We start from the raw sequence: 23,286 nt of genomic DNA on the forward strand, positions 1-23,286 counted from the left end.
CTTCAGTCCCTCGACTGAAGTCGCGCCGCCAGGCTTGAGGTGTCCCAGCGGTTGCCCCCCATGGCCTGGACCTCGGCATAGAACTGATCGACCAGGGCCGTCAGGGCCAGACGCGCCCCGTTCGACCGCGCCTCGTCCAGCACCAGGCCCAGATCCTTGCGCATCCAGTCGACGGCGAAGCCGAATTCGAACTCGCCCCTGGCCGCCGTCTTCCAGCGGTTGTCCATCTGCCAGCTCTGGGCCGCGCCCTTGGAGACGGCGTCAAAGGCGGCGTCGGTGTCCAGGCCCGCGACCTGGGCGAAATGCACCGCCTCGGCCAGGCCTTGGACCACCCCGGCGATGGCGATCTGATTGACCATCTTGGTCAGTTGGCCCGATCCGGCCGCCCCCATATGCTTGATCGCCTTGGAATAGGCCTGGAGCGCCGGTTCCGCCTTGGCCAGGGCCCCGGCGTCGCCGCCCGCCATGACGCTGAGCTGGCCGTTCTCGGCGCCCGCCTGGCCGCCCGACACCGGGGCGTCGACGAAGCGCCGCCCCTGCCCTTCTGCCAACGCCGCCATCTCGCGCGCCACCTTCGCCGACGTCGTCGTGTGATCAACGATCACAGCGCCTTCAGCCAGATGCGGCAGCCCCTCGGTCACGACGGCGCGCACGTCGTCGTCATTGCCGACACACAGGATGAACAGATCGACGCCCTTCGCCGTCTCGGCCACCGTCTTCGCGAAACGGCCGCCCGTCGCCTCGGCCCAGGCCTGCGCCTTGGATATGGTGCGGTTGAAGCCGACGACATCATGGCCGGCCCGCACCAGGTGACGCGCCATCGGGGCGCCCATGACGCCCAGGCCGGCGAATGCGATCTTCATGACAGGCTCCGTGTTTCAGGGCACGGACTAGGCCGGGTCGAGCGGGGGTTCAAGCCGCTGTGGCGCGGATCAACGCCCGGTTAACCTCGGCGCCCCACATTGGGACAGTAAATTCCCGGGGTGCGTCCATGTCCGTGAGCGATCGTCCGATCCTCATCAAGAAGGTCAAGAAGGTCTCCGGCGGCGGCCACCATGGCGGCGCCTGGAAGGTGGCCTATGCGGACTTCGTGACCGCCATGATGGCCTTCTTCCTGCTGATGTGGCTGATCAACACGACCGATCCGGAGCAGAAGAAAGGCATAGCCGAGTATTTCGCTCCGGCCAGCGTTTCCGAAACCACCTCCGGATCGGGCGGCATCCTGGGCGGCACGGCCCTGGGCGACGACGGCCCCAAGAGCTCCGGATCCCAGTCGGTGCTTGAGCAACTCGCGCCCGAGGCCCCGGCCGACGCTGCAGCCGTCGGATCCAGCACCAATCTCGCATCGGCCAGCGAGGCCGCGCTCCAGGCCGAGATCCAGAAGCGCGAGGCGGCGGAGTTCGCCAGCGCCGCCGAATCCCTGCGTCAGGCCATGCAGTCGATGCCGGAACTGGCCGAGCTGTCGAAACAGCTGATCGTCGACCAGACGCCCGAGGGCCTGCGCATCCAGTTGGTCGATCAGGAGGGCCGCTCGATGTTCGACAACAACTCGGCCCGGCCGAACGCCCGGGCTCAGGTCCTGCTGCGCGCCGTGGCCAAGGTCATCAACCAGCTGCCGAACCGCATCTCCATCACCGGCCACACCAGCGCCACGCCCGGCTCCAATCGCGCCAGCGGTCCGGCCGACTGGACCCTGTCCTCGGAACGGGCCAACGGCTCGCGTCTGGTGCTTCAGAGCGCCGGCGTGGACGCCGACCGGGTCTATTCCGTCGCCGGCAAAGCGGGTTCGGACCCCCTCTATCCCGACGACCCGACCCTGGCCGGCAACCGCCGCATCGCCATCGTCCTGCTGCGCGAGGCGCCGGTCCTGCCGATGGACACCTCGCTGTGATCCCGCTCGGCTGTGGCGCGAACGCGCTTGCGGCCCGGCGAGGAATGACGCCAAATCCCGGAATGAGCCTTCGACCGTCACACTCTCGGCAAGATCGGGTGCGGATCTAGCGCCGTGACGCAGCATGTCCCGACACGACAGCTCCGGTTCTTCATGACCTCGGTCGCGCCGTGTCCCTATCTGCCCGGCAAGACCGAGCGCAAGGTCTTCGCCAACCTGCCCTTCTCGGACGGCGCCCACGTCAATGACGAACTGACCGTGGCCGGTTTTCGCCGCAGTCAGAACATCGCCTATCGCCCGGCCTGCGAAGCCTGTGACGCCTGTGTCTCGGTCCGCCTGCCCGTGCCCGAGTTCGCCTTCACACGGTCGCAGCGCAAGGTTTTGACCCGCAACGACGACCTGTCGCGCAGCCTGGTCGAGGCCGAAGCCACGACCGAACAGTTCCAACTGCTGCGCCGCTATCTGACCACCCGCCATCCGACCGGCGGCATGAGCGACATGGGCTGGCTCGACTATGTCGCCATGGTCGAGGACACGACTGTGCGCACCCATCTGATCGAATATCGCCTGGCCTCCACCGACGGCGGGCCGGGCGATCTGGTCGCCGTCACCCTGACCGACCTGCTGAAAGACGGTCTGTCGATGGTCTACAGCTTCTATGATCCGGCGATGGAGCGCCGCAGCCTGGGTCGGTTCGCCATCCTCGACCATATCCGCCAGGCCGCCCAGGTCGGCCTGCCCTTCGTCTATCTGGGCTACTGGGTCCAGGGCTCCGACAAGATGGACTACAAGTCGGGCTTTCGCCCGATGGAAGTGCTGGGCAAGCTGGGATGGTCTCGGCTGCAGGACTAGGCGAACCGCCTCTCCCTCCCCGTCCGGGGAGGGGCGTCGCGCAGCGACGGGGTGGGGGCGGCCCGGCAGCAGCGCACCAACGGAGCAACAGCGAAGTATCGCCCGGCCCCTCCCACCCGGCTTCGGCTACGCCTCCGCCCCCCTCCCCCGCAGGGGGAGGGAGAGGCCAACTCTACCTGAACTTCCTCAGGCCTCGCGGCCCCTGGCGGCCGGCGCCGGCGCGCTTGCCCAGCCAGTCCTTCCAGTCGGGCCAGTTGCGGCGGCGTCCGCCGCCGTCGGCCCATTCCGGCCCCTGTTCGGCGTTGAACACGGTGACGTCGGCCAGACCGCCCTGTTTGAAGTTCTGCAGCCGCACGCCCTTGCCGCGCCCCATCTCGGGCAGTTCGTCCAGCGGGAAGATCAGGGTCTTGATGTTCTCGCCGATGGTCGCGACATGGTCGGCCGTCGGCGTCTGCGGGATGCGCAGCATGGCCAGCATGTCGCCGTTCAGCACCTGTTTGCCGCCCCGCTTCTGGGCCAGGGTGTCGTCTTCCGGCGCGATGAAGCCATAGCCGGCCTTCGACGCGATCAGCAGCTTGCCGCCCGGCTGGTGCGCCAGAACGTTGATGATCTCGGCCTTCTCATCCAGGTCGATCATCAGGCGCAGTGGCTCGCCATGCCCGCGACCGGACGCCAGCTTGTCCGCCCCGATGGTGAAGATTCGTCCGTCCGACGCCCCGACCAGCAGCTTGTCGGTCGTATAGGCCGGCACCAGATAGGCCAGCTGGTCGCCTTCCTTGAACTTCAGCTCCGACGGATCCTCGACCTTGCCCTTGGCGGCGCGGATCCAGCCCCGTTCCGACAGGATGACGGTGATCGCCTCGCGCGGAATGAAGGCCTCGGGCGCCACGAAGGCCGAGCTGTCCACGGCGTCGGCGATGGTCGTCCGGCGCGGCGAGATCAGCGCCTTGCGCACAGCCTCCAGCTCCTTGGAGATGGCCTTCCACTGCTTGCCTTCCGAAGACGTCAGGGCCTGCAGGTGCGCCAGCTCCTCCGAGAGTTCCTTGAACTCCTTCTCGATCGTCATCTCTTCCAGACGCGCCAACTGACGCAGCCGGGTGTCGAGGATGAAGTCGGCCTGGACCTCGGTCAGGCCGAAGCGCGCGATCAGGACGGCCTTGGGCTGTTCCTCCTCGCGAACGATGCGGATCACCTCGTCGATGTTGAGGAAGACGATGCGCAGGCCTTCCAGCAGGTGCAGCCGCTTCTCGACCCGCGCGATCCGCCACTGCGACCGCCGGTTCAGAACCTCGCGGCGGTGATCCAGGAAGGCCCTCAGGCAGGCCTTCAGCCCCATGACGCGCGGGGTGCCGTCTGCATCCAGCACGTTCATGTTGATCGGGAAGCGGACTTCCAGATCCGACAGCTTGAACAGGCTCTCCATCAGCATCTCGGGCTCGATGGTGCGGTTCTTGGGCTCAAGGATCAGGCGGATGTCCTCGGCCGACTCGTCGCGCACGTCGCCCAGCAGCGGCGCCTTCTTGTGCTCGATCAGATCGGCCAGCGCCTCGATCAGGCGCGACTTCTGCACCTGGTACGGCATCTCGGTGACGATGATCCGCCACACGCCGCGCCCCAGGTCCTCAGTCTCCCAGCGCGCCCGCAGCCGCACCCCGCCCCGGCCCGTCTCATAGGCGTCCAGGATCGAAGCATGGCCTTCCACGGCGACCCCGCCGGTCGGGAAGTCAGGACCGGGGACCAGTTGCACCAGTTCAGCCGTCGTCGTCTCGGGCCGGTCCAGCAGCATCTGGCAGGCGTCGATCAGTTCGCCGACATTGTGCGGCGGGATCGAAGTCGCCATGCCCACGGCGATGCCGGACGAGCCGTTGGCCAGCAGGTTGGGGAAGCCGGCCGGCAGAACCACCGGCTCCTCGTCCTGGTCGTCGTAGGTGGCGCGGAAATCGACGGAATCCTGATCGATCCCGTCCAGCAGCAGCACGGCGGCGGGCGTCAGCTTGCACTCGGTATAGCGCATGGCCGCGGCGCTATCGCCGTCGATATTGCCGAAGTTCCCCTGGCCGTCGACCAGCGGATAGCGCTGGGCGAAGTCCTGGGCCAGACGCACCAGGGCTTCATAGATCGAGGCGTCGCCGTGCGGGTGGTATCCACCCATGACCTCGCCGACGACCTTAGCGCATTTGCGCGCGGCCGCCTGCGGATTCAGCCGCATCTGGTGCATGGCGTACAGGATGCGCCGGTGCACGGGTTTGAACCCGTCCCGAACGTCGGGAAGGGCGCGGTTGGTGATGGTCGACAGGGCGTAGGCCAGATAGCGACGGCTGAGGGCCGTCTCCATCGGCTCGTCGATGATACGGCCGCCTTCCGGCGGCGGAGCGTGGATCGTCATGGGCCAGCGAATCGGGGATCGGAAGCGCGAAGTCTAGCCCGTTCGACACAAGACAGGTCGTCTATCTGTGGGAGATCGTACGCCGAAGGGTAACCGAACGCCTCCCGGCTTCGTATGTGAGTGACCCCGTCACGTCAGGCCCGTCTCCATGATCCTGTTCCTGCTCTCCTATCTGGCCGGCGCCCTGACCATCGTCAGCCCCTGTATCCTGCCCGTCCTGCCCTTCGTCTTCGCCCGCGCCGGTCGGCCCTTCGTGCGCAACGGCCTGCCCCTGCTGGTCGGCATGGCGGTCACCTTCGCCGGGGTTGCGACCCTGGCGGCCCTCGGCGGCGGCTGGGCGGTGCGGGCCAATGAGGTCGGTCGCTGGATCGCGCTCGCGGTCATGGCCGTCCTGGGCCTCAGCCTGCTCGTGCCCTCCATCGGCGAGCGGCTGATGCGCCCCTTCGTGGCGGCCGGCTCCTGGCTGACCGATCGCGTCGAGCGCCGCTCCGCAGACCAGGGCGACGTCCGCGCCTCCCTGTTGCTGGGCGTGGCCACCGGCCTGCTGTGGGCGCCCTGCGCGGGTCCGATCCTGGGCGTCATCCTGACCGGCGCGGCCCTGCAAGGCGCCGGCGTCGGCTCGACCGTGCTGTTGCTGGCCTATGCGGCGGGCGCCGCCACCTCCCTGGCCTTGGCCCTGCTGGTCGGCGGACGGGTGTTCAAGGCCATGAAGGGCGCGCTGGGCGTCGGCGAATGGGTGCGGCGCGGCCTGGGCGCCTTGGTGCTGATTGGCGTGGTCGCCATCGGCCTGGGCCTGGACACGGGCCTGCTGACCCGGATTTCGGCCGGAAGCACCGGCCGTCTGGAACAGGCGTTGTTGAGCACCATCGGTCGCGGCGCGCCGATGAACGCGGCGCCGACGGATCTGGCCAATCTGCCGGTCGAGGGAACCATGCCGCCCCTGACCGACGCCACCACCTGGATCAACTCCCCGCCCCTGACCCCGGCGCAGTTGCGCGGCAAGGTCGTGGTCGTCGATTTCTGGACCTACTCCTGCATCAACTGCCTGCGCGCCCTGCCCTATGTCCGCGCCTGGGCCGAGAAGTACAAGGACCAGGGCCTGGTCGTGATCGGCGTCCATACGCCCGAATTCGCCTTCGAGAAGTCGGAGGCCAACGTCCGCGACGCCGTCCGCCGCCTGGGCGTCGACTATCCGGTCGCCATGGACAACGACTTCGCCATCTGGCGCGCCTTCAAGAACCAGTACTGGCCCGCCCATTATTTCATCGACGCCCAGGGCCGCATTCGCCACCACCATTTCGGCGAGGGCGACTATGAGGGCTCGGAACGGGTCATCCAGCAACTGCTCAAGGAGGCCGGAGCCGCCGATGTCGCCGCCGACGTCGTCCAGATCCAGGCCCAGGGCGCCGAGGCCGCCGCCGCCATGGACCAGCTCGGTTCGCCCGAAACCTATGTCGGCTACGCCCGCGCCGAGAACTTCCGTTCGCCGGGCGGCCTCGCCCGCGACGCCGTCAAAACCTATGTCGCCAGCCCGCTGGACCTCAACGACTGGAGCCTGGTCGGGCGCTGGCGCGTGACGCGCGAGCACGCCGAACTGGCGGCGGCCGGCGGCCGGCTTTCCTTCCGCTTCAAGGCGCGCGACCTGCACCTGGTCATGGGGCCCGGGTCCAACGGCGCCATGCCGCGTTTCCGCGTTCTGATCGACGGCCAGGCGCCGGGCGTGGACGCCGGGTCCGACATCGACGCCCAGGGCGTGGGACGCATCGACCAGCAGCGCCTGTATCAGTTGATCCGCCAGTCCGGCGCCGTTCGCGAACGCACCTTCGAGATCGAATTCCTCGACCCCGGCGTCCAGGTCTTCGCCTTCACCTTCGGCTAGAGATCCAGCAGCAGTCTCAACCGGTTCTTCGCCAACTGGCGACGCTTGCGCACCAGTTCCCGGCTGATGTTCAGATGGGCGGCGATCCGTTCGTCGCTCCAGTCGTCGAGATGGAGCCGCAAGGGCTCGACCAGGGCGGCCGGAAGAGCGTTCATGGCCCGCCCCCAGGCCGCGTCGCTTTCCTGTTGCGACAGCGCCTCTTCCGGCGAGGGCGCCGCCTTGACCCAGGCGGCGGCGGACGGCGGCGGCAGATCGGCGTCCTCTGCCACGATGGGAATGCGATTGGCGTTCTGGCGGTGCTGATCCATGCAGGCGTTGTGCAGGATCCGCACCAGCCAGGCCCCAGGGTTCTGCACCGGCTGGCGGTCAAAGGCCTGGGCCGCCCGCACCATGGCTGCGCTCAACGCGTCCTCGGCGTCGGCCCGATTCCCGCCGGAGAGCCGCAGGCTTCGATGCCGCAGACTGTTCTGATGCGCCATCCAGATCGCCCAGAAACGGTCCATCGACGGCGGCCGGTCCAGAGCGCGCGCGATCACGCCCGCAGGCGTCAACCCGGCTTTTGGAATCCCGCCCCGATCGCCGCCGGCCGCTCGGGCCAGAACCTCGACAGGAGACGGCGGACGCGGCGCTGAAGGATGAGAAGCAGAACGCCGCTCAGGCGGCGCAGCCGTCGCGGGCGCCCTCTCTTCCTCGCCTTGCGTCTCCCAATCCGGAAACAACCGGACGACATTCATATTCGTCACTCCCCCTCGGCGTGGGGAGCGACCGTCAAGCCCAAAGCGAGCTCATCCCCCTACGCTTGGCCTGGCAGAACCAACGGGGCGTATCGGTCGAGGCCTCGTCGCGATTCTGGATCACCGACGTCGCATCAACCAGAGTTTGCAAGAACCCCGTTATCACTACTTAGACGGGTGTATTTGCTTTTTGTGAAGCCGTTTGATGCGGTGCTGGAAAATACTGACGGCTACTGGCCGCCTGACGCCCCGTCAGCCGGCGCGGCGGCCGATGGCGATGCGGCGGTCCGTTCGATCATTGCGCAGATCGCGAGGTCCAACTGCCGCGTCACCTCGCGCGCGATGATCTTCTGCAGGGCCTCGACGATCTCGAGACTGACCTGGGCGGAAGGCCCCCTCGCCGCGCGCTGCATGTCCTCGGGCATGGCCGCCAGGCGTTGCTCGGCCACGGCGCGTTTCAACAGCTCGCGCTGATCGGCGAAACTGTCGACGACCGTGTGTTTCTGCTCCGATATGGAGTCATAGAGATGCCGCCCCGTCGCCCCTTGCGCATCCGTCATCGGGCGGATCCGTCTTCATCGGGCGGCAGCCCCAGAGCCCGGGTCAGCTGCGCCTGAAGCTGCTCGATCATGGCCTCGGTGAACTGGGGAATCGGCGTGTCCGGCGGCGACTGAGCCGCCAGCAACTCCGGCAGGCGCGCGGCCGAGGTCCTGAAGACCTCGGCGACCATCCGCCGAGCCGCCACGACAATGGGATCCGCAGCCGGAACCGGCGGCTCGCCGGCGGCGGCCTCAGGCGAGGGAGAATCGTCGGTCATCAAACCCTCCTGTCCGGCCTCATTCCTTGTCGGATCCGGCGGGAACGAACGAGATCTTCTCGACCAGCTCGCCGTCTTCGATATCGGTCAGCAGGCCCCGCGCCTTGACCATCAGCTTCGCCGCCCAGGGCGCATAGGGATCGGTCAGCAACGGCTCCTGCATCCGGTACAGGATGGCGACCATCGCCTCCGCCGCAGCACGCAGTTCCCGATATCTGGACTGGCTTTCCTCAAACCCTTCGGCCGAGGGTCTGTCTTCTGCGGCGTCGCTCCACCGCTCGGTCTCGCATCGCGTCTCCCATTCCAGCGTCTGCGCTTCCTGAACGACGGCCTCGGCGTCGCTCATCTTCGATAGGGTCAAACGGGACATGGCTGCTCCTTCTCTCTCTTCGACTAGTTTCTGGGAAAGGTCTTGACCGCCGTGGTGACGGATTCGGCCGCCAGGCCCGCCGCGATCGGCGCCGCGAACGAACTGACCAGGGCCATGGCGTAGGCGACAAGCGCCGGTTCGTTCATCCCGCCCGACGCCAGCATCATGGCCATGGCCTTGCCCTGGACGGTGGTGCTGATGGACAGCATGTTGCGCTGGTAATCGGCGGCGTCCTGCACCGACAAAGCCGCCGCCTGGGTGGCCTTGTCGTAGGCGATGGCGCCGCCGGCCGAGACGCGCGTCGAGGTCGAGGGGGTGCCCTGCTCGAGCGGCGCGAAGCCCAGCGCCCAGTTCGTCGAGGTCTGAACGGCGTCCTTGATCTGGCTGTTGACGGTCGGTTCGGTCACGGCGCGAAAGCTCTCGTTTCAGATGAAGGCGCTATTTCTGCGCCGCGTTCATGATCATGGTGACGGCGCTGGAGGTGACGGCGTTGCCGATCTGCTGCAGCCCCCCTTGCGCCTGCTGGGCGTTCTGCATGGCCAGAGAGATCGAATGGGCCATGCTCTGATAGACCAGCGCCATCGATTGGGCCGGCGCTTCGCCCAGCACCTTGACGTTGGTCTGGGTGACCGCGTCGGTGACTTGCGAGTTGACGGGCGTGTCGGCGGCCATGGTTCAGATCCTGACAATTCTAGAGATTCAGCAGTTTGGCGGCGATAAGCAGAACAAGGGCGTTTTCGAGCGGGCTGGGCGGCGGCGATCTGGCGGCGATCCGCGTGGTGGCGATGGCCGAGACCATGCTGCCCATCTCGTAGACCTGCATCACGCCCTGGTTGGTGGCGGCCTGGGCGCAGATCGAGGCCTGGCGCTGGGCCTGGACCGCGTTCTCGAACACGATCGCCGTCGAATGGGCCGCGCTCTGGTAGATCGAGCCCATGGCGATCGTCGATGCGGCGCCCAGGACCATCAGGTTCTGCTGCGTCACCGCATCGGTGATCTGACTGTTCACGGCGGTCGGATAGGCCATGGCTCAGACCGCGATTTCGAGGATCTTGGCGATCAGGGCGCCGACGGCGGCGTTGTTGATCTGCTGCATGCCCCCCTGGGTCTGGCTGGCGTTCTCGACCGACAGGCTGGTGGCGTGCGCCACCGCCTGGACCGATACGGCCATGGCTTCCGCAGGCCCCTCGCCCAGCACCTTGACGTTGGTCTGGGTGACTGCGTCGGTGATCTGTGCGTTGACGGTGTCGCTCATGACGAAGCCTCCCCCTTTTCTTGATGCTCAGGTGACGACCGGCGCGCCGTAGAAGGCCGATGGCGCAGGCTCCTGACGAACTTGCGACACCGACCGCACGCCGACGTCGGCGGTCCGGACCGTGCGGATTTGCTGCATGTCGGCCAGGCTGGTCGCCAGTTGCCGGATCTGCAGCGTCGACAGTTCCGCCGCATGCTGCGTCGAAGCGGCCAGGCGCGCTGCAAAGGCGTCCGCCGAGGCCATGATGGTGATCAGACCGGCGTTGCACACGCCGGCTCCGGCGCACAGCAGCAGGGCGTCGTCGCGACAGGCCGCGACGGCCAGCCCTTCTTCGGTTCTCAATCGCTTTTCCTCGCGTGTCATTCGAACGGCTCCTCACGACGCGGACCGATGTCCGGCCACGGAATGACGGACGGCTTGTCCATCAGCGCCTGGACGCAGTTCATGGTCGCGACCATGCCCAGGATGTTGGTGGTCTGCTGGTTGGCGACGGCGTTGTGGTACATCATCCCGCTGGCCTGATTAGCGGCCACCAGGCTCTGCATCGCCGCGAAGCTGGGCCCCGAGCCGATGACGGTCAGCAGGGTGTTGGCGACCGATTCCGCCGTGGGGGCCGTCGCGGGGTTCTTGCTGAGCTCCAGCATGAGCTTCAGAATCTCCTCGAAGTCGCCGAGGGTCTGGGCGGATTTTTCCGCCGTCTTCTCGTTCATCTTCGCCTCGACCATGGTGGTCCTCCAAGGGGTGGCGCGGCGGGCGCCAGTCTCCCGCCGCGGCCGTCACGGATATCCAGGGATCGGCGTCAGGCCGCCGTGGCGCGCAGGGCCGTCAGCAGGGACAACAGATTGTCAGGCGTGTCCGACTGGCTGATCTTGCTGGCCGCGACAGCGCCGGCCATGGTGTCGACGCTGTAGATCTGGATGACCCCCTGATTGGTCGCGGCCTGGCCGGCGATGGCCAGTTGCTGCTGCGAAGAGGCTGCATTCTCGTAGAGAATGCCGGTGGAGTGGGCGAGCGACTGATAGATCGCGCCCATGGCCATGGCCGGAGCGTCGCCCAGCACCTTGACGTTGGCCTGGGTGACGGCGTCGGTGATCATGCCGTTGACGGGTGTCGGAAGCGCCATGTCTCAAGTCCTTCTTTTGGAGTTTGCGGGACGAAAAATCAGGAAACCGCGGCCGTGGGACCGACGGCGCGCAGGGCCGTCAGAAGGGCCATCATGTTGTCGGGCGTATCGGACTGGGCGATCTTCGACGTGGCGACCGCGCCGGCCATGGTGTCGACGCTGTAGATCTGGATCACGCCCTGATTGGTCGCGGCCTGGGCGGCGATCGCCAGCTGCTGCTGCGATGAGGTCGCGTTCTCGTAGAGAATGCCGGTGGAGTGGGCGAGCGACTGATAGATCGCGCCCATGGCCATCGCCGGGGCGTCGCCAAGGACCTTCACATTCGCCTGGGTGACGGCGTCGGTGATCTGACCGTTCACCGGGGTCGGAATAGCCATGCTTGTCTCCTTCCATTCGATTGAGGCCTCGGATGGAGGGTCGCGTGGCCCCGTTGAAAGTCGACCCCCACAACCATGACGCGCCATGGAGCGTGGCGTGAATTTCCCGCGGTTGTTTTTCGAGATCTGAAGCACGGCTCAGGCGACGCAGCGGCGTCAGGCCTGCTAGGCGCCCAAGAAAGCGAGCCCCGCGCCGAATTGGCTATGGGGCTTGAACCCGAGGCCGTCGCTTAGAGACGTCCCGTCTCGGCCAGCCGGTCCAGCATCCAGACCCGTGCGGCCGGCAAGGGCTTGTTCTGCGGGTGGAAGACGAACTGTTCCAGAAAATGGCCGGTCAGGTCGAACCCCGCCCTGACGTCGCCCTCGACCAGCCCCGCCTGCGCCCCCAGCATGAAGGGCGGCAGGCTCAGCATCTTGTCGGCATAGGGGGCGCCGGCTTCGCGGCTGACCGCCCGCCCGGTGCGAGGGCTGACATAGATCAGGTCGTCCGCCGTCCCCGTCGCCGCACATTTCGACAGATCAAGGCCGAAGCCCAGGTCTTCCAGCAAGCCCGCCTCGAACCGCACGAAGATGGCCGGCCAGACGTCCGGCAGGGCGAAGGCGGCCATCAGGGCCTCGAAGGCCAGGAAGACGCCGGGATGCGGCTCCCGCTCAGGCAAGGCCCCCTGCGCCACCCCCGCGGCGGCCGCGAGGCCGGTCAGGGCCAGGGCGTCGTCGAACAGGGCGCTGGGCCCCTCGCCCACCGGCTCCAGCCGCGCCCCGCCCAGATGATCCGATGTCCGCGCGCGATAGTCGGCCACGACCCGCGCCCCGGCCTGCAGGAAGGGTCGCATCTTGCGGGACGCCCCGCCGGCCACATAGGCCGCGCGCCGTCCATGGCTTTCGGTCAACAGGTCCACCACGGCGCCGGTGTCCCCATGGGCGCGCGCCGACAGGACAAAGGCCTCTTCATGAAAATCCATCAGTGCGCGGGATCCGCGTCAGGCCGGGCCTCGACCGGAGACTGAACCAGAGCCACCACGGCCTTCGCCTTGTCGTTCGGAATGGGCATGCTCAACACATACTGCTCGATCTTCCAGCCGTCCTCGGTTCGGCGCAGCACGCCGGAACCGCGCGTCAGCCCATAGGCGTCGTTGTCCAGCAGTTCGTCGAACCAGACGATGCAGCGACAGTCGCCGGGCGCCAGGGTCGTGACCCGGTCGTGGGGCCGATAGGTCCACCCCTGCCCCCGCGAGAAATAGGGCGCCGCATAGGCCTTGAACTGAGCCAGCGACCACCGCTCGGTCGCGTCGGTGCCGATGAAGCGGGCGTCGGGCGTGAACAGGCCGAAATAGGCGTCGGCGTCAGCATGCGAAGCCGCCGCATGCATCTGATCCACCACGGCCTCGGCCGCGACCACGGGGTCCTCCGTAGATTGCAGGGGGACGGACATCAGGGCCAGGGCGGCGAGAGCGGCGATCATGGGTTCGTTCTACTCCTGTTCTCGACTTTCGAAAACAGGCTAGCCGCCGGAGCCGGCCCTCTGAATATTTGACGAGGATCATGGACGAAGCGGGCAAGCTCGACCAAGGTCTAATGGACCGTCGAGACCGCGACGCCCAAGTCCAGCCCCGCCTTGCAGGCCCTCCCCGGCCGTAACCTTGAAGAGCTCCATGTCGCGTATCCGCAGCCAATCCCTGCGCTCCAAGCTGATGTCCGCCCAGGACGCCGCCGCCCTGATTCCCGCAGGCTCGACCGTGGGCATGAGCGGCTTCACCGGCTCGGGCTACCCCAAGGCGGTGCCCTCGGCTCTCGCGGCGCGGATCGAGGCCGCCCACGCGGCCGGCGACGCCTTCCGGCTGAACCTCTGGACCGGCGCCTCCACCGGGCCGGAACTGGACGGGGCCCTGGCCAAGGCCGACGGGATCGAACGCCGCCTGCCCTACAACTCCGACCCCATCGCGCGTGAGAAGATCAACTCGGGCCAGATGGACTATCTGGACATGCACCTCAGCCAGCTGGCGCCCATGGTCTGGCAGGGCGTCCTGGGTCCGCTGGACACCGCCGTGGTCGAGGTTTCGGCGATCAACGCCGACGGCAGCCTGGTGCCCTCCTCCTCCATCGGCAACAACAAGACCTGGCTGGACCGGGCCGAGCGCGTGATCCTGGAGGTCAACGCCTGGCAGAACCCGGCGCTGGAGGGGATGCACGACATCTATTACGGCACCGCCCTGCCGCCCAACCGTGTGCCCATCCCCCTGACCCGGCCCGACCAGCTGATCGGCCAGCCGACCCTCCGCTGTGATCCGGCCAAGATCGTCGCCATTGTCGAGACCGAGGCCCCCGACCGCAACCTGCCCTTCGCCGCGCCCGACGCCAACGCCCGCGCCATCGCCGGCCACCTGATCGAATTCCTCAAGCACGAGGTCCGAGTCGGCCGCCTGCCGACCGCCCTGTTGCCGCTGCAATCGGGCGTCGGCAATGTCGCCAACGCCGTGCTGGCGGGCCTGATGGACAGTCCGTTCGAGCGGATGGCCGCCTATACGGAGGTGATCCAGGACGGGATGCTGGACCTGCTGGACGCCGGCAAGTTGACGGTCGCCTCCGCCACCGCCTTCTCCCTCAGCCCGGAGGCGGCGGCGGACATGAACAGTCGCATGGAGCAGTTCCGCGGCAAGATCATCCTGCGCCCGCAGGAAATCTCCAACCACCCCGAGCTGATCCGCCGCCTGGGCTGTATCGCCATGAACGGCCTGATCGAGGCCGACATCTACGGCAACGTCAACTCGACCCAGGTCATGGGCTCGCGCATCCAGAACGGCATCGGCGGCTCGGGCGACTTCTCGCGCAACGCCTTCATCTCCTGCTTCGTGACGCCTTCGACGGCCAAGGGCGGCGCCATCTCGGCCATCGTGCCCATGGCCAGTCACGTCGACCACATCACCCAGGACGTCCAGGTCATTGTCACCGAACAGGGCCTTGCCGACCTGCGCGGCCTGTCGCCGAAACAGCGGGCCAAGCTGATCATCGCCCACTGCGCCCACCCCAAATACCGCGATGCGCTGAACGACTATTACGACCGTGCGCTGAAGGGCTCCTACGGCCTTCAGTCGCCGCATCTGCTGAACGAAGCCCTGTCCTGGCACCAGCGCTACATCGAAACGGGGTCGATGCTGCCGACCTGACGGGCGGTCAGCGGGCCAGGGTCGTGGGGAAGTCCCGGCCCAGGGCCTCGGCCATGGCCTGCTGGCTGATCAGGAAGACCTGGTCGCGGAGGTGATAATTGTTCGACAGCACGATCACCGTCACATCGGCCTCGGGCTGATAGAGCATCAGGTTGCGGAACCCGCCCCAGCTGCCGGTGTGATAGATTTGGCGATCCTGGAAACTGGGCCGAACCTGATCGCCCAGCCGGTTCGAGAAGATCCCGTAGCCCCAGTCGCGGCGCGGACGGCCCCGCTCCTTGGGCGTGTCGGCCGGGGCGTGGTCGGCCAGCATCTGCTGATAGCTGAACGGCTTCAGCAGCGCCCCCCTGTGCAGCGCCCTTTGCCAGACCAGCAGATCGTCCAGGGTCGAATAGACCGCCCCCGCCCCCGCCACGATGGAGGTGTTGGCGTTCGGCTGGGCCGCCAGTCCGGCCGGGAAGTTGGCGTAGCCCATGATCACCCCATGGTCGCCGCCGTCCAGGTCCAGCCCGCTGTCCTTCATCCCCAGTGGGCCGAAGAAGGTCTCCCGCATATAGGCGTCATAGGGCCGGCCGCTGGCCTTCTCGACGATGGCCGCCGCCAGGTTGAAGCCCGCATTGTCGTATCGGACCTTGGTTCCCGGCGCGAACTGCAGGCCGAACCGCTTCGAATCCTCGGTCAATTCGGCCAGGGTCGCCGGCGTGGTCCGACGCATGCCCCAGCCCGGCCGCGCCATCAGGTCCGGTATTCCGGAGGTGTGCGACAGCAGGTGGCTGATCCGCACCGGCTCCCACGCCTTCGGGCACGGCTGGATCCATTTGCACACGGGGTCGGAGATGCGCAGCCTTCCCTCGTCCTGAAGACGCAGGATGGCCGTGGCGGTGAACTGTTTGGAGATCGAGGCCAGGCGAAACCGGGAATCCAGCTTCAGCGGCCGATCCTGCTCATAGTTCGCCTCGCCATAGACCTGACGGAACAGCACCCGGTCGCCCTTGGCCACCAGCACCGCGCCCATGAAACGCCCGGCGGCGGCCTCACGGTCCAGCCGTGCGGCCAGTTGCGGCAAGTCCTCGACCACCACCAGGGGCGGTCGCGGCGGCGTGTCGGGACGTATGGAAGCCAGAACGGCATCGCTGGCGGGTTTGACGGCCGTGGAGAAGCCGGCCCAGACCGCGCCGCCGAGGATCAGCGCCCCAAGGACGCCCAGAACGAGCCGGGGATGGCCCCCAGGGGTACGCGGCACTTCAAACACGGGAACTCAGACGTCGAAATCCAGACCGAACTGGGCGTAGAGCGCCCGTGAATCCTGCCATTTGGGATCAACCTTGACGGTCAGGAACAGGTGGACCTGGCGGCCGAGGATCTCGTTCAGCTCCTCGCGCGCCTTCTGGCCGATCCATTTCAGGGTCTGGCCGCCCTTGCCCAGGACGATGGGCCGCTGGCTTTCGCGCTCGACATAGATGGTCTGTTCGATCCGGGCCGAGCCGTCGGCGCGGTCCTCGAAACTGGTGGTCTCCACCGCCGCCGAATAGGGCAGTTCCTCATGGACGCGCAGATAGACCTTCTCGCGCGTGATCTCGGCCGCCAGCACCCGCACCGGCACGTCCGCCGCCTGGTCCTCGGGATACAACCACGGCCCCTTGGGCATCGACCGCGCCAGACGCTGCTTCAAGTCCTCGACCCCATCGCCGTTGGCGGCGGAGATCATATAGACCTCCTCATAGACGCCGCTCTCGAACATCTTCTGCGACAGGGCCAGCAGGGTGTCGCGGCGCATGCCGTCGATCTTGTTCAGCGCCAGGATGACCTTCGTCCCGATGGACTGAAGATTGGCGATGATGGTCTCGGTGTCCTCAGCCGAGCGGCGGTCCGCCGCCGTGCCTTCACGGCCCTCGGCGTTGATGTGCGACTGGGCGTCGATCAGGTGCACCACCACGTCCGCGTCCTGAGCCCCGCCCCAGGCCGAGGCGACCATGGCCCGGTCCAGCCGACGGCGCGGGGTGAAGATGCCGGGGGTGTCCACCAGAACGATCTGGGCGTCGCCTTCCATGGCGATGCCGCGCACCGGGAACCGTGTCGTCTGCACCTTCTGGGTGACGATGGAGACCTTGGATCCGGTCAGCCGGTTGACCAGCGTGGACTTGCCGGCGTTCGGCGCGCCGATGATGGCGGCGAAGCCCGCGCGCTGGTTTTCGATATCGGTCAAATGACGCCTTCACGTTTGAGGAGAGCCGTTGCGGCCGCCTTCTCCGCCTCCTGACGCGAACGCCCCTGCGCGGTCAAGGGCTCCACGCCCTCGACGGACACCTCGATGGTGAATGTCGGCGCATGATCCGAACCCGTCCGATCCGCGACGCGATAGGTCGGAAGCGGTCGGCCCTTGGCCTGGGCCCACTCCTGCAGCGCCGACTTGGGGTTGGTCACGGTCCGCGACGGCGGGGCGGAAAACTCTTCCGCCCAGGCCTTGTCGAAGAAGGCTCGCGCCGCCTCCAGCCCGCCGTCCAGATAGACGGCCGCCAGGATGGCCTCGACCGCGTCGGCGATGACCCCGGCCTTGCGGCGCCCCCCCGTCTTGGTCTCGCCCGGCGACAGACGCAGCGCAGCGCCGACGCCCAGGGCCTCGCCCACGCGCGCGCAGGCGGTCTTGTCGACCAGGGCGTGCAGGCTGGACGAGAGCTGGCCCTCGTTGGCGGTGGGATAGTCCCGCGACAGCTTCTCGGCCACCAGCAGGCCCAGCACCCGGTCGCCCAGAAACTCCAGCCGCTCGTTGTCGCGCGGACCGTGCACGCCGACCGGCGCGCCCTCGCCCACGCTGGCGTGGGTCAGGGCGCGTTCCAGCAAGGCCGCATCCCTAAAGGCATGACCAATGCGTGTCTGAAGCGCCGCGACCGCCTCGGCCCGTAAATTGGCCATCAGTGCAGGACGTTGAAGAACCGGTCGAGCCGCACGTTGAACCAGCTGACGGGGTTCCACAGCGACGATCCGGGCTTCCACGAGAACAGGATGATCTGCGCCTTGCCGACCAGGTTCTCGGCCGGGACCATGCCCACGCCGCTGGACTGTTCGACACGGCTGTCGATGGAGTTGTCGCGGTTGTCGCCCATCATGAAGTAGTGGCCGACCGGCACCTCATAGACCGGGGTGTCGTCCAGGTCGTTGCCGGGGCCGAAGTCCTGGGTCATGAAGCTCTTTCCTTCCGGCAGGGTCTCGCGGACCTCGGCGATCGGGTGCGCGCCGAAGATGTCGTCGATCTCACCCTGGCTGACGACGACGTCCTGAACCGGCTTGTCGTTGATATACAGCTTGTTGGCGATCATCTGGATGCGGTCGCCCGGCAGGCCGATCACTCGCTTGATGAAGTCGGTCTTGTCGTCACGCGGCAGCTTGAACACCACGATATCGCCGCGCTTGGGCGCCGAACCCATGATGCGGCCGTCGAACAGCGGCGGGCTGAACGGGATCGAGTGTTTCGAATAGCCGTAGGACCATTTCGACACGACGATATAGTCGCCTTCGTACAGGTTCGGCTCCATCGAGGCCGACGGGATGGTGAAGGGCTGGAACAGGAAGATCCGCAGCACCATGGCGATCAGCAGGGCGAAGAAGATCGTCTTGACGATCTCGACCGTTTCGTCGCCGGCGCTCTGTTCGCCCTTGGCCTTCTTGGCGGACTTGCGCGCATAGACCGGAGTCGTCGGCTCGTCCTCGAACGGCGCATCCCCCTTGTCGCTCCAGACCGGGCGCTTTTCGGCGGCGGGATCCTTCACCGCCTCCACAGGCGCATCGGCCTCGGACGCGGCGAAGACTTCCTCCGGCGTGGCGTCGGTCGCGTTGGTCTGGGCAGCATCGGCGTCGTGCGGCTTCTGGTCTTCGCTCATGCGATCAAGCATCCCCTTGCCGCGTCTGCGCGGTCGTCCCGTGACGGGTATATCGCGATTACGACAGCGGCAAGGCTTCGATCACCACGAAGGCGAGTGCATAGGGGTGTTCATCGCTGAGGGTCAGGTGAATCCTCGCCTCATGACCCGCCGGCGTCAGTCGCGCCAGATGGTCGGCGGCGTGGCCCGTCAGGGCCAGGGTCGGCTGGCCGGAGCGCAGATTCACCACTCCCATGTCGCGCCAGTAGACATCGGCTCTCATCCCGGTGCCCAGGGCCTTGGCGCAGGCCTCCTTGGCGGCGAACCGCTTGGCGTAACTCCAGGCGGGATCGGGCTTGCGATCCGACCGCGTCCGCTCCAGATCGGTGAAACAGCGCTGTTTGAACCGCTCGCCGAACCGATCCAGCGAGGCCTGGATTCTCCGAATATCCGACAGGTCCGCGCCGACGCCCAGGATCACAAGGCGGCGTCCATCGCCGCCCGCATGCGGCGAATGGCGGAATCCAGGCCGACGAAGATGGATTCGCCGATCAGGAAATGGCCGATGTTCAGCTCGCGAATTTCGGGGATCGCCAGCATGCGCGGCGCCGTGTCGTAGTCCAGCCCGTGCCCGGCATGGACCTCGAGCCCCAGGATGTCGGCCTGGGCGGCGGCGGCGGCGATCCGTTCGAACTCGACCTCCCGCTCGCCGGGATCGGTCAGCAGGCAGTAGCGGCCCGTGTGGAACTCCACCACCTGGGCGCCGACGGCGGCGGCGGCCTCGACCTGGTCTTCCGACGGTTCGATGAACAGGGACACCCGGATGCCCGCCTCGGCCAGGGCCTGGGCGACAGGCGCGATCCGCGCCTCGTGCCCCGCGACGGCCAGACCGCCCTCGGTCGTGACCTCCTCGCGCCGTTCGGGCACCAGACAGGCGGCGTGGGGCCGATGGCGCAGGGCGATGGCCAGCATCTCCTCCGTCACCGCCATCTCGAAATTCAGGGGCTTGCCCGCCCGGGCGCACAGGGCGCTCAGAACATCGATGTCGGCGTCGGTGATATGGCGACGGTCCTCGCGCAGATGGGCCGTGATGCCGTCGGCGCCGGCGGCCAGCGCCGCCTCGGCGGCACGGGCCGGATCAGGATGCGTCCCGCCCCGCGCGTTCCGCACGGTGGCGACATGATCGATGTTGACGCCCAGCCTGACCCGTTCGCGCATCTCAGCTCCTCGCCAAACCGAATATCACTTCGAAAGTCTGCGGCTGCCCGGATCTTCGATCGGCAGAGCCGCCAATTCCGACGGCAAGGCGTCGGCCGGATAGGCCGGCACTTCCAGCGACGCCAGGGCGATCAGGGGCACGCCGACGTCCGCCTTGCCGCCCGACCGATCCACGATACAGGCGGCCGCGACCACTTCGCCTCCCGCAGCCTGGATGGCGGCGATACACTCGCGCGACGACAGGCCCGTGGTGACGATGTCCTCGACCATCACCACCTTCTGCCCCGGCTCGACCGAGAACCCGCGCCGCAGCTTGAACTGCCCGCCTTCCCGCTCGACATACATCGACGGCACGCCCAGGTGACGTGCGGTCTCATATCCCGGAATAATCCCGCCGACCGCCGGCGAAATGGCGACATCCACCGGCCCCACAGTCGCGACGATCTTGTCCGCCAGCGCCTTGCACAGGCGTTCGCAGCGGTCGGTCTGCATGAAGACCAGGTTCTTCTGCAGGAAGACCGGGCTGTGCAGGCCGGACGACAGGACGAAATGGCCTTCGCGCAGGGCGCCGGCGTCACGGAATTCGTTGAGGACGTCTTGGGTGTTCATGGCGCGGTCTTAGCGCCTGGAAGCGTCGTGTCAAAGGCTCAGCCTCGACCGCGATCGACGTTGTCGACGGATGGATTGGCCCGCAGCGCCGCCATGAGCATGGTCGCGTGTTTGGCGTCCTCGACCTCGACGTCGATGGTCACATCGAAGAAGTCCTGCTGGCGATAGGCCATCGACAGGTTGATGATATTGCCGCCCGCCTCGCCGATCAAGGTCGTCACCTGGCCCAACACGCCCGGCGCGTTGCGAATGGTCGCATTCAGACGAACCGCCGCCACGGCGTCGGTCTCGGCCTGGGGCGTCCATTGCAGGTCGTGCCAGACCGAGTCGTCATCGGCGAAGGCCGCCAGGGACTGGCAGTCGATCGTATGGACCGTCAGGCCGATCTCCGGCTCCAGGATGCCGACGATCCGATCGCCCGGCACCGGGGTGCAGCACTGCCCGAAGTGAACGCTGACGCCCGGCGTCAGTCCGCCGCCGCGCACGAACAGACGGGCGGTATCGCTTTCGATCCGTTGTTTCTCGGGTCCGGCCTTCAGCCGCCCCTTCATGGCGGGGAACAGGGTCTCAGCCACCGTCGTCGGCGACAGTCGGCCGCGACCCAGGCTTTCGAACACATCATCGTCACCGGCGACCGCCAGGGTCTCCAGAATCGGCTTCAGCGACACCTCGGCCAGGGTCTTGTCTATTCGGGCCAGGGTCTGCTGCAGGGCGATTCGGCCCAGTTTGACGAACTCCTCGCGTTCCGAAGTCCGGATGTGGCGGCGGATGGCTGAACGGGCCCGGCCCGTCACCGTCAGGCTGCGCCAGTCGGCGGGCACTTCGCGTTTGGCCCCGCGGATGATCTCGATCACGTCGCCGTTCTGAAGCAGCGTCCGCATCGGCTTCAGTTCGCCGTTGACCTTGACCCCCACGGCCGTGTCCCCGACCTCGGTGTGGACCGCATAGGCGAAGTCCAGCGGCATGCCGCCGCGCGGCAGGGTCACCAGCCGCCCCTTGGGCGTGAAGACGAACACCTGGTCCAGGTACATTTCGAGCTTGGCGTGCTCGACCCAATCTTCGCCGCCCTCGCCGTGCTCGATCACCTGAACGAGATGGCGCAGGTTCTGCAGCGGATCGCGTCCGCCGCCCTTGGCCATGGCCTCGCGGTCGAATCCATAGGACTGGTTCTTGTAGCGCCAATGGGCCGCCACGCCGTCTTCCGCCACGCGATCCATCGCCTCTGTGCGGATCTGCATCTCGATCCGGAGGCCGCGCGGCCCGACCACAGTGGTGTGAAGCGAGCGATAGTTGTTCGACTTGGGCGTCGAGATGAAATCCTTGAACCGTTCCGGCACCATCGGCCATTCGCGGTGGATGACGCCCAGAGCGCGATAACAGTCGTCCTCGGCTTCCACGATCACGCGGAAACCATAGATGTCGGACAGGGACGAGAAACCGACCGACTTGCGCTGCAGCTTGCGCCAGATCGAATAGGGGGTCTTTTGCCGCCCGAACACATGGGCGCCCACGCCCGCCTCGGACAGAACCCGCTCGACCTCGCCGGACACGCCTTCGATGGCGCGGCCATGCTCCAGCTTCAGCGCCTCCAGCCGCCGTTCGATGGCCGTCTTCGCCGTCGGATTCAGATAGGTGAAGGCCAGTTCTTCCAACTCGGACGCAATCGAGTGGATGCCGATCGACCGTCCCAGCGGGGCATAGACTTCCAGCGTCTCGCGGCTGATCCGTTCGCGCTTCTCCGGCTTGACGTACTGGAGCGTGCGCATGTTGTGCAGACGGTCCGCCAGCTTGACCAGCAGCACCCGGACGTCCCGGCTGATGGCCAGGATGAATTTCCGCAGGTTCTCCGCCTGGCGGGTGTGCTCCGCCTGAAGCTCCAGCCGGCTCAGCTTGGTCACGCCTTCGACTAGGACCGCGACCTCCTCGCCGAACATCTGGGCGATGTCGTCGCGCGTCGCCGAGGTGTCCTCGACCACATCGTGCAGCAGAGCCGTGACGATGGTGGCGGTGTCGAGCTTGTAGTCGGTCAGTATGCCCGCGACCTGGATCGGGTGGGCGAAATAGGGATCGCCCGAAGCCCGCATCTGCGAGCCGTGCATCTTCATCGCATAGACATAGGCCCGGTTCAGGAGCGCTTCGTCAGCGGTGGGGTCATAGGCCTTGACGGCCTCGATCAGTTCGAACTGACGCAGAACGGGCGCACGCTTGGGGGCGGGCTCAGGTTCGGATGCTGTCGAAACAGGTTCGTTTTTGTTTGCAGTTCGGGGCGCCGGCGGAACCGTCTCGGTCCGCGCCGGCAGGATAGTGACGCCAGGGGCTCCCTCGGGCGTCAGTACCGCTCCTCCTGACCGCCGTCGCGGTCGCTTTGCAGCGCGCGGATCAGCTCGGCCTCGGCCATGTTCATGTGTTGCGGTTCGGCCAGCAGGGCGACGGTTTCGGCCTCGTCCTCGGCTTCGGTGCGCTCATCGACGCGTTGCAGCGTGGTGATGATGGTCTCGCGCAGTTCGTCCGGCACGACGGTGTCGTCGGCGATTTCGCGCAGGGCCACGACCGGGTTCTTGTCGTTGTCGCGGTCGATCGTCAGGGCGGCGCCGTTGGCGATGCTGCGGGCGCGGTGGCCGGCCATCAGCACCAGACCAAAGCGGTTCGGTACCTTTTCGATGCAGTCTTCGACGGTGACGCGGGCCATGAAATTCCTCGAACGCGGGGGAGAACCGCGTGAAATACAGATAGGGACTGACTTTTGCAACGCCA

The 23,286-nt window shown here is 67.0% G+C and carries 29 protein-coding genes; 4 read left to right on the forward strand and 25 right to left on the reverse strand.

The genetic code is table 11. From position 1 onward, the window contains the following. Nucleotides 1–2: 2 nt before the first annotated feature. Nucleotides 3–863 carry an NAD(P)-dependent oxidoreductase gene (locus ACW18C_RS09335; RefSeq protein WP_492070609.1) on the reverse strand — a complete coding sequence of 287 codons (861 nt, stop codon included), beginning with the start codon at nucleotides 861–863 and terminating at the stop codon, nucleotides 3–5. Between the two features lie 128 nt (nucleotides 864–991). On the opposite strand from ACW18C_RS09335, the gene ACW18C_RS09340 reads away from it, so the two are divergent. Both ACW18C_RS09340 and ACW18C_RS09345 read left to right on the forward strand, forming a co-directional pair. Further along, nucleotides 992–1,891 (forward strand): flagellar motor protein MotB, encoded by a 900-nt coding sequence (locus ACW18C_RS09340; RefSeq protein ID WP_154726690.1) that lies wholly within the window; start codon nucleotides 992–994, stop codon nucleotides 1,889–1,891. A gap of 114 nt (nucleotides 1,892–2,005) precedes the next feature. Continuing rightward, nucleotides 2,006–2,743 carry an arginyltransferase gene (locus ACW18C_RS09345; protein WP_492070611.1) on the forward strand — a complete coding sequence of 246 codons (738 nt, stop codon included), beginning with the start codon at nucleotides 2,006–2,008 and terminating at the stop codon, nucleotides 2,741–2,743. 172 nt (nucleotides 2,744–2,915) lie between these two features. Here ACW18C_RS09345 and parC read toward each other — a convergent pair whose 3' ends face one another. Next, nucleotides 2,916–5,129 (reverse strand): DNA topoisomerase IV subunit A, encoded by a 2,214-nt coding sequence (gene parC / locus ACW18C_RS09350; protein WP_492070613.1) that lies wholly within the window; start codon nucleotides 5,127–5,129, stop codon nucleotides 2,916–2,918. A 148-nt stretch (nucleotides 5,130–5,277) separates the two neighbouring features. Here parC and ACW18C_RS09355 point away from each other — a divergent pair, with 148 nt between their 5' ends. Next, entirely contained in the window at nucleotides 5,278–7,008 is a 1,731-nt protein-coding gene (locus ACW18C_RS09355; protein ID WP_492070615.1) for a cytochrome c biogenesis protein DipZ, read from the forward strand. On the opposite strand, the gene ACW18C_RS09360 is transcribed toward ACW18C_RS09355, so the two are convergent. The 14 genes from ACW18C_RS09360 to ACW18C_RS09425 all read right to left on the reverse strand — a co-directional run bounded on the left by ACW18C_RS09360 (nucleotide 7,005) and on the right by ACW18C_RS09425 (nucleotide 13,146). Next, nucleotides 7,005–7,544, reverse strand: coding sequence for an RNA polymerase sigma factor (locus tag ACW18C_RS09360; protein ID WP_492070617.1), 540 nt, complete (start codon nucleotides 7,542–7,544; stop codon nucleotides 7,005–7,007). The genes ACW18C_RS09355 and ACW18C_RS09360 overlap by 4 nt on opposite strands. 428 nt (nucleotides 7,545–7,972) lie before the next feature. Beyond that, the gene (locus ACW18C_RS09365; RefSeq protein ID WP_008261577.1) at nucleotides 7,973–8,302 is read right to left on the reverse strand and encodes a hypothetical protein; all 330 of its coding nucleotides are present in this window, start codon (nucleotides 8,300–8,302) and stop codon (nucleotides 7,973–7,975) included. Further along, nucleotides 8,299–8,559 (reverse strand): hypothetical protein, encoded by a 261-nt coding sequence (locus ACW18C_RS09370; RefSeq protein WP_154726198.1) that lies wholly within the window; start codon nucleotides 8,557–8,559, stop codon nucleotides 8,299–8,301. Before ACW18C_RS09370 ends, ACW18C_RS09365 begins: the two co-directional genes overlap by 4 nt. 19 nt (nucleotides 8,560–8,578) lie before the next feature. Then, nucleotides 8,579–8,929: a hypothetical protein gene (locus ACW18C_RS09375; protein WP_492070619.1), complete on the reverse strand. Its 351-nt coding sequence runs from the start codon at nucleotides 8,927–8,929 to the stop codon at nucleotides 8,579–8,581. 23 nt (nucleotides 8,930–8,952) lie between these two features. Then, on the reverse strand, nucleotides 8,953–9,336 hold the full coding sequence (locus ACW18C_RS09380; RefSeq protein WP_008259273.1) for a hypothetical protein: 384 nt from the start codon (nucleotides 9,334–9,336) through the stop codon (nucleotides 8,953–8,955). Between the two features lie 31 nt (nucleotides 9,337–9,367). After that, nucleotides 9,368–9,601, reverse strand: a complete 234-nt coding sequence (locus ACW18C_RS09385) for a RebB family R body protein (RefSeq protein WP_008262209.1) — start codon at nucleotides 9,599–9,601, stop codon at nucleotides 9,368–9,370. 19 nt (nucleotides 9,602–9,620) lie between these two features. Further along, nucleotides 9,621–9,956, reverse strand: a complete 336-nt coding sequence (locus ACW18C_RS09390) for a RebB family R body protein (RefSeq protein ID WP_492070620.1) — start codon at nucleotides 9,954–9,956, stop codon at nucleotides 9,621–9,623. A gap of 3 nt (nucleotides 9,957–9,959) precedes the next feature. Next, complete coding sequence (locus tag ACW18C_RS09395; RefSeq protein WP_008260453.1) at nucleotides 9,960–10,184, reverse strand: RebB family R body protein; 225 nt, start codon at nucleotides 10,182–10,184, stop codon at nucleotides 9,960–9,962. Nucleotides 10,185–10,211: 27 nt separating this feature from the next. Next, nucleotides 10,212–10,526 carry a hypothetical protein gene (locus ACW18C_RS09400; RefSeq protein WP_154726195.1) on the reverse strand — a complete coding sequence of 105 codons (315 nt, stop codon included), beginning with the start codon at nucleotides 10,524–10,526 and terminating at the stop codon, nucleotides 10,212–10,214. A 17-nt stretch (nucleotides 10,527–10,543) separates the two neighbouring features. Then, the gene (locus ACW18C_RS09405; RefSeq protein WP_035310418.1) at nucleotides 10,544–10,909 is read right to left on the reverse strand and encodes a RebB family R body protein; all 366 of its coding nucleotides are present in this window, start codon (nucleotides 10,907–10,909) and stop codon (nucleotides 10,544–10,546) included. 74 nt (nucleotides 10,910–10,983) lie between these two features. After that, entirely contained in the window at nucleotides 10,984–11,307 is a 324-nt protein-coding gene (locus ACW18C_RS09410; RefSeq protein WP_008259391.1) for a RebB family R body protein, read from the reverse strand. A gap of 38 nt (nucleotides 11,308–11,345) precedes the next feature. Continuing rightward, a complete protein-coding gene (locus ACW18C_RS09415) occupies nucleotides 11,346–11,684 on the reverse strand; it encodes a RebB family R body protein (RefSeq protein ID WP_008262254.1) in 339 nt (112 codons plus the stop codon). Between the two features lie 230 nt (nucleotides 11,685–11,914). Continuing rightward, the gene (gene recO, locus ACW18C_RS09420; RefSeq protein ID WP_008262763.1) at nucleotides 11,915–12,646 is read right to left on the reverse strand and encodes a DNA repair protein RecO; all 732 of its coding nucleotides are present in this window, start codon (nucleotides 12,644–12,646) and stop codon (nucleotides 11,915–11,917) included. Then, nucleotides 12,646–13,146 carry a nuclear transport factor 2 family protein gene (locus ACW18C_RS09425; RefSeq protein ID WP_035309694.1) on the reverse strand — a complete coding sequence of 167 codons (501 nt, stop codon included), beginning with the start codon at nucleotides 13,144–13,146 and terminating at the stop codon, nucleotides 12,646–12,648. The genes recO and ACW18C_RS09425 overlap by 1 nt, the downstream gene beginning before the upstream one ends. Nucleotides 13,147–13,336: 190 nt before the next feature. Here ACW18C_RS09425 and scpC point away from each other — a divergent pair, with 190 nt between their 5' ends. Further along, nucleotides 13,337–14,848 carry a succinyl-CoA:acetate CoA-transferase ScpC gene (scpC, locus tag ACW18C_RS09430; RefSeq protein WP_492070622.1) on the forward strand — a complete coding sequence of 504 codons (1,512 nt, stop codon included), beginning with the start codon at nucleotides 13,337–13,339 and terminating at the stop codon, nucleotides 14,846–14,848. 7 nt (nucleotides 14,849–14,855) lie between these two features. Here the strand turns inward: scpC and ACW18C_RS09435 are convergent, their stop codons facing one another. The 9 genes from ACW18C_RS09435 to rpoZ all read right to left on the reverse strand — a co-directional run bounded on the left by ACW18C_RS09435 (nucleotide 14,856) and on the right by rpoZ (nucleotide 23,221). Continuing rightward, nucleotides 14,856–16,091 carry a serine hydrolase domain-containing protein gene (locus ACW18C_RS09435; protein WP_231492544.1) on the reverse strand — a complete coding sequence of 412 codons (1,236 nt, stop codon included), beginning with the start codon at nucleotides 16,089–16,091 and terminating at the stop codon, nucleotides 14,856–14,858. Between the two features lie 15 nt (nucleotides 16,092–16,106). Further along, complete coding sequence (era, locus tag ACW18C_RS09440) at nucleotides 16,107–17,054, reverse strand: GTPase Era (protein WP_492070624.1); 948 nt, start codon at nucleotides 17,052–17,054, stop codon at nucleotides 16,107–16,109. Next, a complete protein-coding gene (gene rnc, locus ACW18C_RS09445) occupies nucleotides 17,051–17,761 on the reverse strand; it encodes a ribonuclease III (RefSeq protein ID WP_008260468.1) in 711 nt (236 codons plus the stop codon). Before rnc ends, era begins: the two co-directional genes overlap by 4 nt. Beyond that, a complete protein-coding gene (gene lepB / locus ACW18C_RS09450; protein WP_292148440.1) occupies nucleotides 17,761–18,726 on the reverse strand; it encodes a signal peptidase I in 966 nt (321 codons plus the stop codon). Before lepB ends, rnc begins: the two co-directional genes overlap by 1 nt. Nucleotides 18,727–18,784: 58 nt before the next feature. After that, on the reverse strand, nucleotides 18,785–19,186 hold the full coding sequence (gene acpS, locus ACW18C_RS09455) for a holo-ACP synthase (RefSeq protein ID WP_154726192.1): 402 nt from the start codon (nucleotides 19,184–19,186) through the stop codon (nucleotides 18,785–18,787). Beyond that, nucleotides 19,183–19,923, reverse strand: a complete 741-nt coding sequence (locus ACW18C_RS09460; RefSeq protein ID WP_492070626.1) for a pyridoxine 5'-phosphate synthase — start codon at nucleotides 19,921–19,923, stop codon at nucleotides 19,183–19,185. Before ACW18C_RS09460 ends, acpS begins: the two co-directional genes overlap by 4 nt. Nucleotides 19,924–19,947: 24 nt before the next feature. Beyond that, nucleotides 19,948–20,532 (reverse strand): orotate phosphoribosyltransferase, encoded by a 585-nt coding sequence (gene pyrE / locus ACW18C_RS09465; RefSeq protein WP_492070627.1) that lies wholly within the window; start codon nucleotides 20,530–20,532, stop codon nucleotides 19,948–19,950. Between the two features lie 38 nt (nucleotides 20,533–20,570). Next, a complete protein-coding gene (locus tag ACW18C_RS09470) occupies nucleotides 20,571–22,724 on the reverse strand; it encodes a RelA/SpoT family protein (RefSeq protein ID WP_492073997.1) in 2,154 nt (717 codons plus the stop codon). Between the two features lie 137 nt (nucleotides 22,725–22,861). After that, nucleotides 22,862–23,221, reverse strand: a complete 360-nt coding sequence (rpoZ, locus tag ACW18C_RS09475) for a DNA-directed RNA polymerase subunit omega (RefSeq protein ID WP_008259724.1) — start codon at nucleotides 23,219–23,221, stop codon at nucleotides 22,862–22,864. Nucleotides 23,222–23,286 lie beyond the last annotated feature (65 nt).

It is taken from the genome of Brevundimonas sp. FV1ye7S, from assembly GCF_058680995.1.

Bases quoted from the DNA above. Each gene is read 5' to 3' on its own strand.
- ACW18C_RS09335 (WP_492070609.1), bottom strand. From the start codon at position 863: ATGAAGATCGCATTCGCCGGCCTGGGCGTCATGGGCGCCCCGATGGCG.
- ACW18C_RS09340 (WP_154726690.1), top strand. From the start codon at position 992: ATGTCCGTGAGCGATCGTCCGATCCTCATCAAGAAGGTCAAGAAGGTC.
- parC (WP_492070613.1), bottom strand. From the start codon at position 5,129: ATGACGATCCACGCTCCGCCGCCGGAAGGCGGCCGTATCATCGACGAG.
- ACW18C_RS09355 (WP_492070615.1), top strand. From the start codon at position 5,278: ATGATCCTGTTCCTGCTCTCCTATCTGGCCGGCGCCCTGACCATCGTC.
- ACW18C_RS09365 (WP_008261577.1), bottom strand. From the start codon at position 8,302: ATGACGGATGCGCAAGGGGCGACGGGGCGGCATCTCTATGACTCCATA.
- ACW18C_RS09370 (WP_154726198.1), bottom strand. From the start codon at position 8,559: ATGACCGACGATTCTCCCTCGCCTGAGGCCGCCGCCGGCGAGCCGCCG.
- ACW18C_RS09375 (WP_492070619.1), bottom strand. From the start codon at position 8,929: ATGTCCCGTTTGACCCTATCGAAGATGAGCGACGCCGAGGCCGTCGTT.
- ACW18C_RS09385 (WP_008262209.1), bottom strand. From the start codon at position 9,601: ATGGCCGCCGACACGCCCGTCAACTCGCAAGTCACCGACGCGGTCACC.
- ACW18C_RS09390 (WP_492070620.1), bottom strand. From the start codon at position 9,956: ATGGCCTATCCGACCGCCGTGAACAGTCAGATCACCGATGCGGTGACG.
- ACW18C_RS09395 (WP_008260453.1), bottom strand. From the start codon at position 10,184: ATGAGCGACACCGTCAACGCACAGATCACCGACGCAGTCACCCAGACC.
- ACW18C_RS09405 (WP_035310418.1), bottom strand. From the start codon at position 10,909: ATGGTCGAGGCGAAGATGAACGAGAAGACGGCGGAAAAATCCGCCCAG.
- ACW18C_RS09410 (WP_008259391.1), bottom strand. From the start codon at position 11,307: ATGGCGCTTCCGACACCCGTCAACGGCATGATCACCGACGCCGTCACC.
- ACW18C_RS09415 (WP_008262254.1), bottom strand. From the start codon at position 11,684: ATGGCTATTCCGACCCCGGTGAACGGTCAGATCACCGACGCCGTCACC.
- recO (WP_008262763.1), bottom strand. From the start codon at position 12,646: ATGGATTTTCATGAAGAGGCCTTTGTCCTGTCGGCGCGCGCCCATGGG.
- ACW18C_RS09425 (WP_035309694.1), bottom strand. From the start codon at position 13,146: ATGATCGCCGCTCTCGCCGCCCTGGCCCTGATGTCCGTCCCCCTGCAA.
- scpC (WP_492070622.1), top strand. From the start codon at position 13,337: ATGTCGCGTATCCGCAGCCAATCCCTGCGCTCCAAGCTGATGTCCGCC.
- rnc (WP_008260468.1), bottom strand. From the start codon at position 17,761: ATGGCCAATTTACGGGCCGAGGCGGTCGCGGCGCTTCAGACACGCATT.
- lepB (WP_292148440.1), bottom strand. From the start codon at position 18,726: ATGAGCGAAGACCAGAAGCCGCACGACGCCGATGCTGCCCAGACCAAC.
- ACW18C_RS09460 (WP_492070626.1), bottom strand. From the start codon at position 19,923: ATGCGCGAACGGGTCAGGCTGGGCGTCAACATCGATCATGTCGCCACC.
- pyrE (WP_492070627.1), bottom strand. From the start codon at position 20,532: ATGAACACCCAAGACGTCCTCAACGAATTCCGTGACGCCGGCGCCCTG.
- rpoZ (WP_008259724.1), bottom strand. From the start codon at position 23,221: ATGGCCCGCGTCACCGTCGAAGACTGCATCGAAAAGGTACCGAACCGC.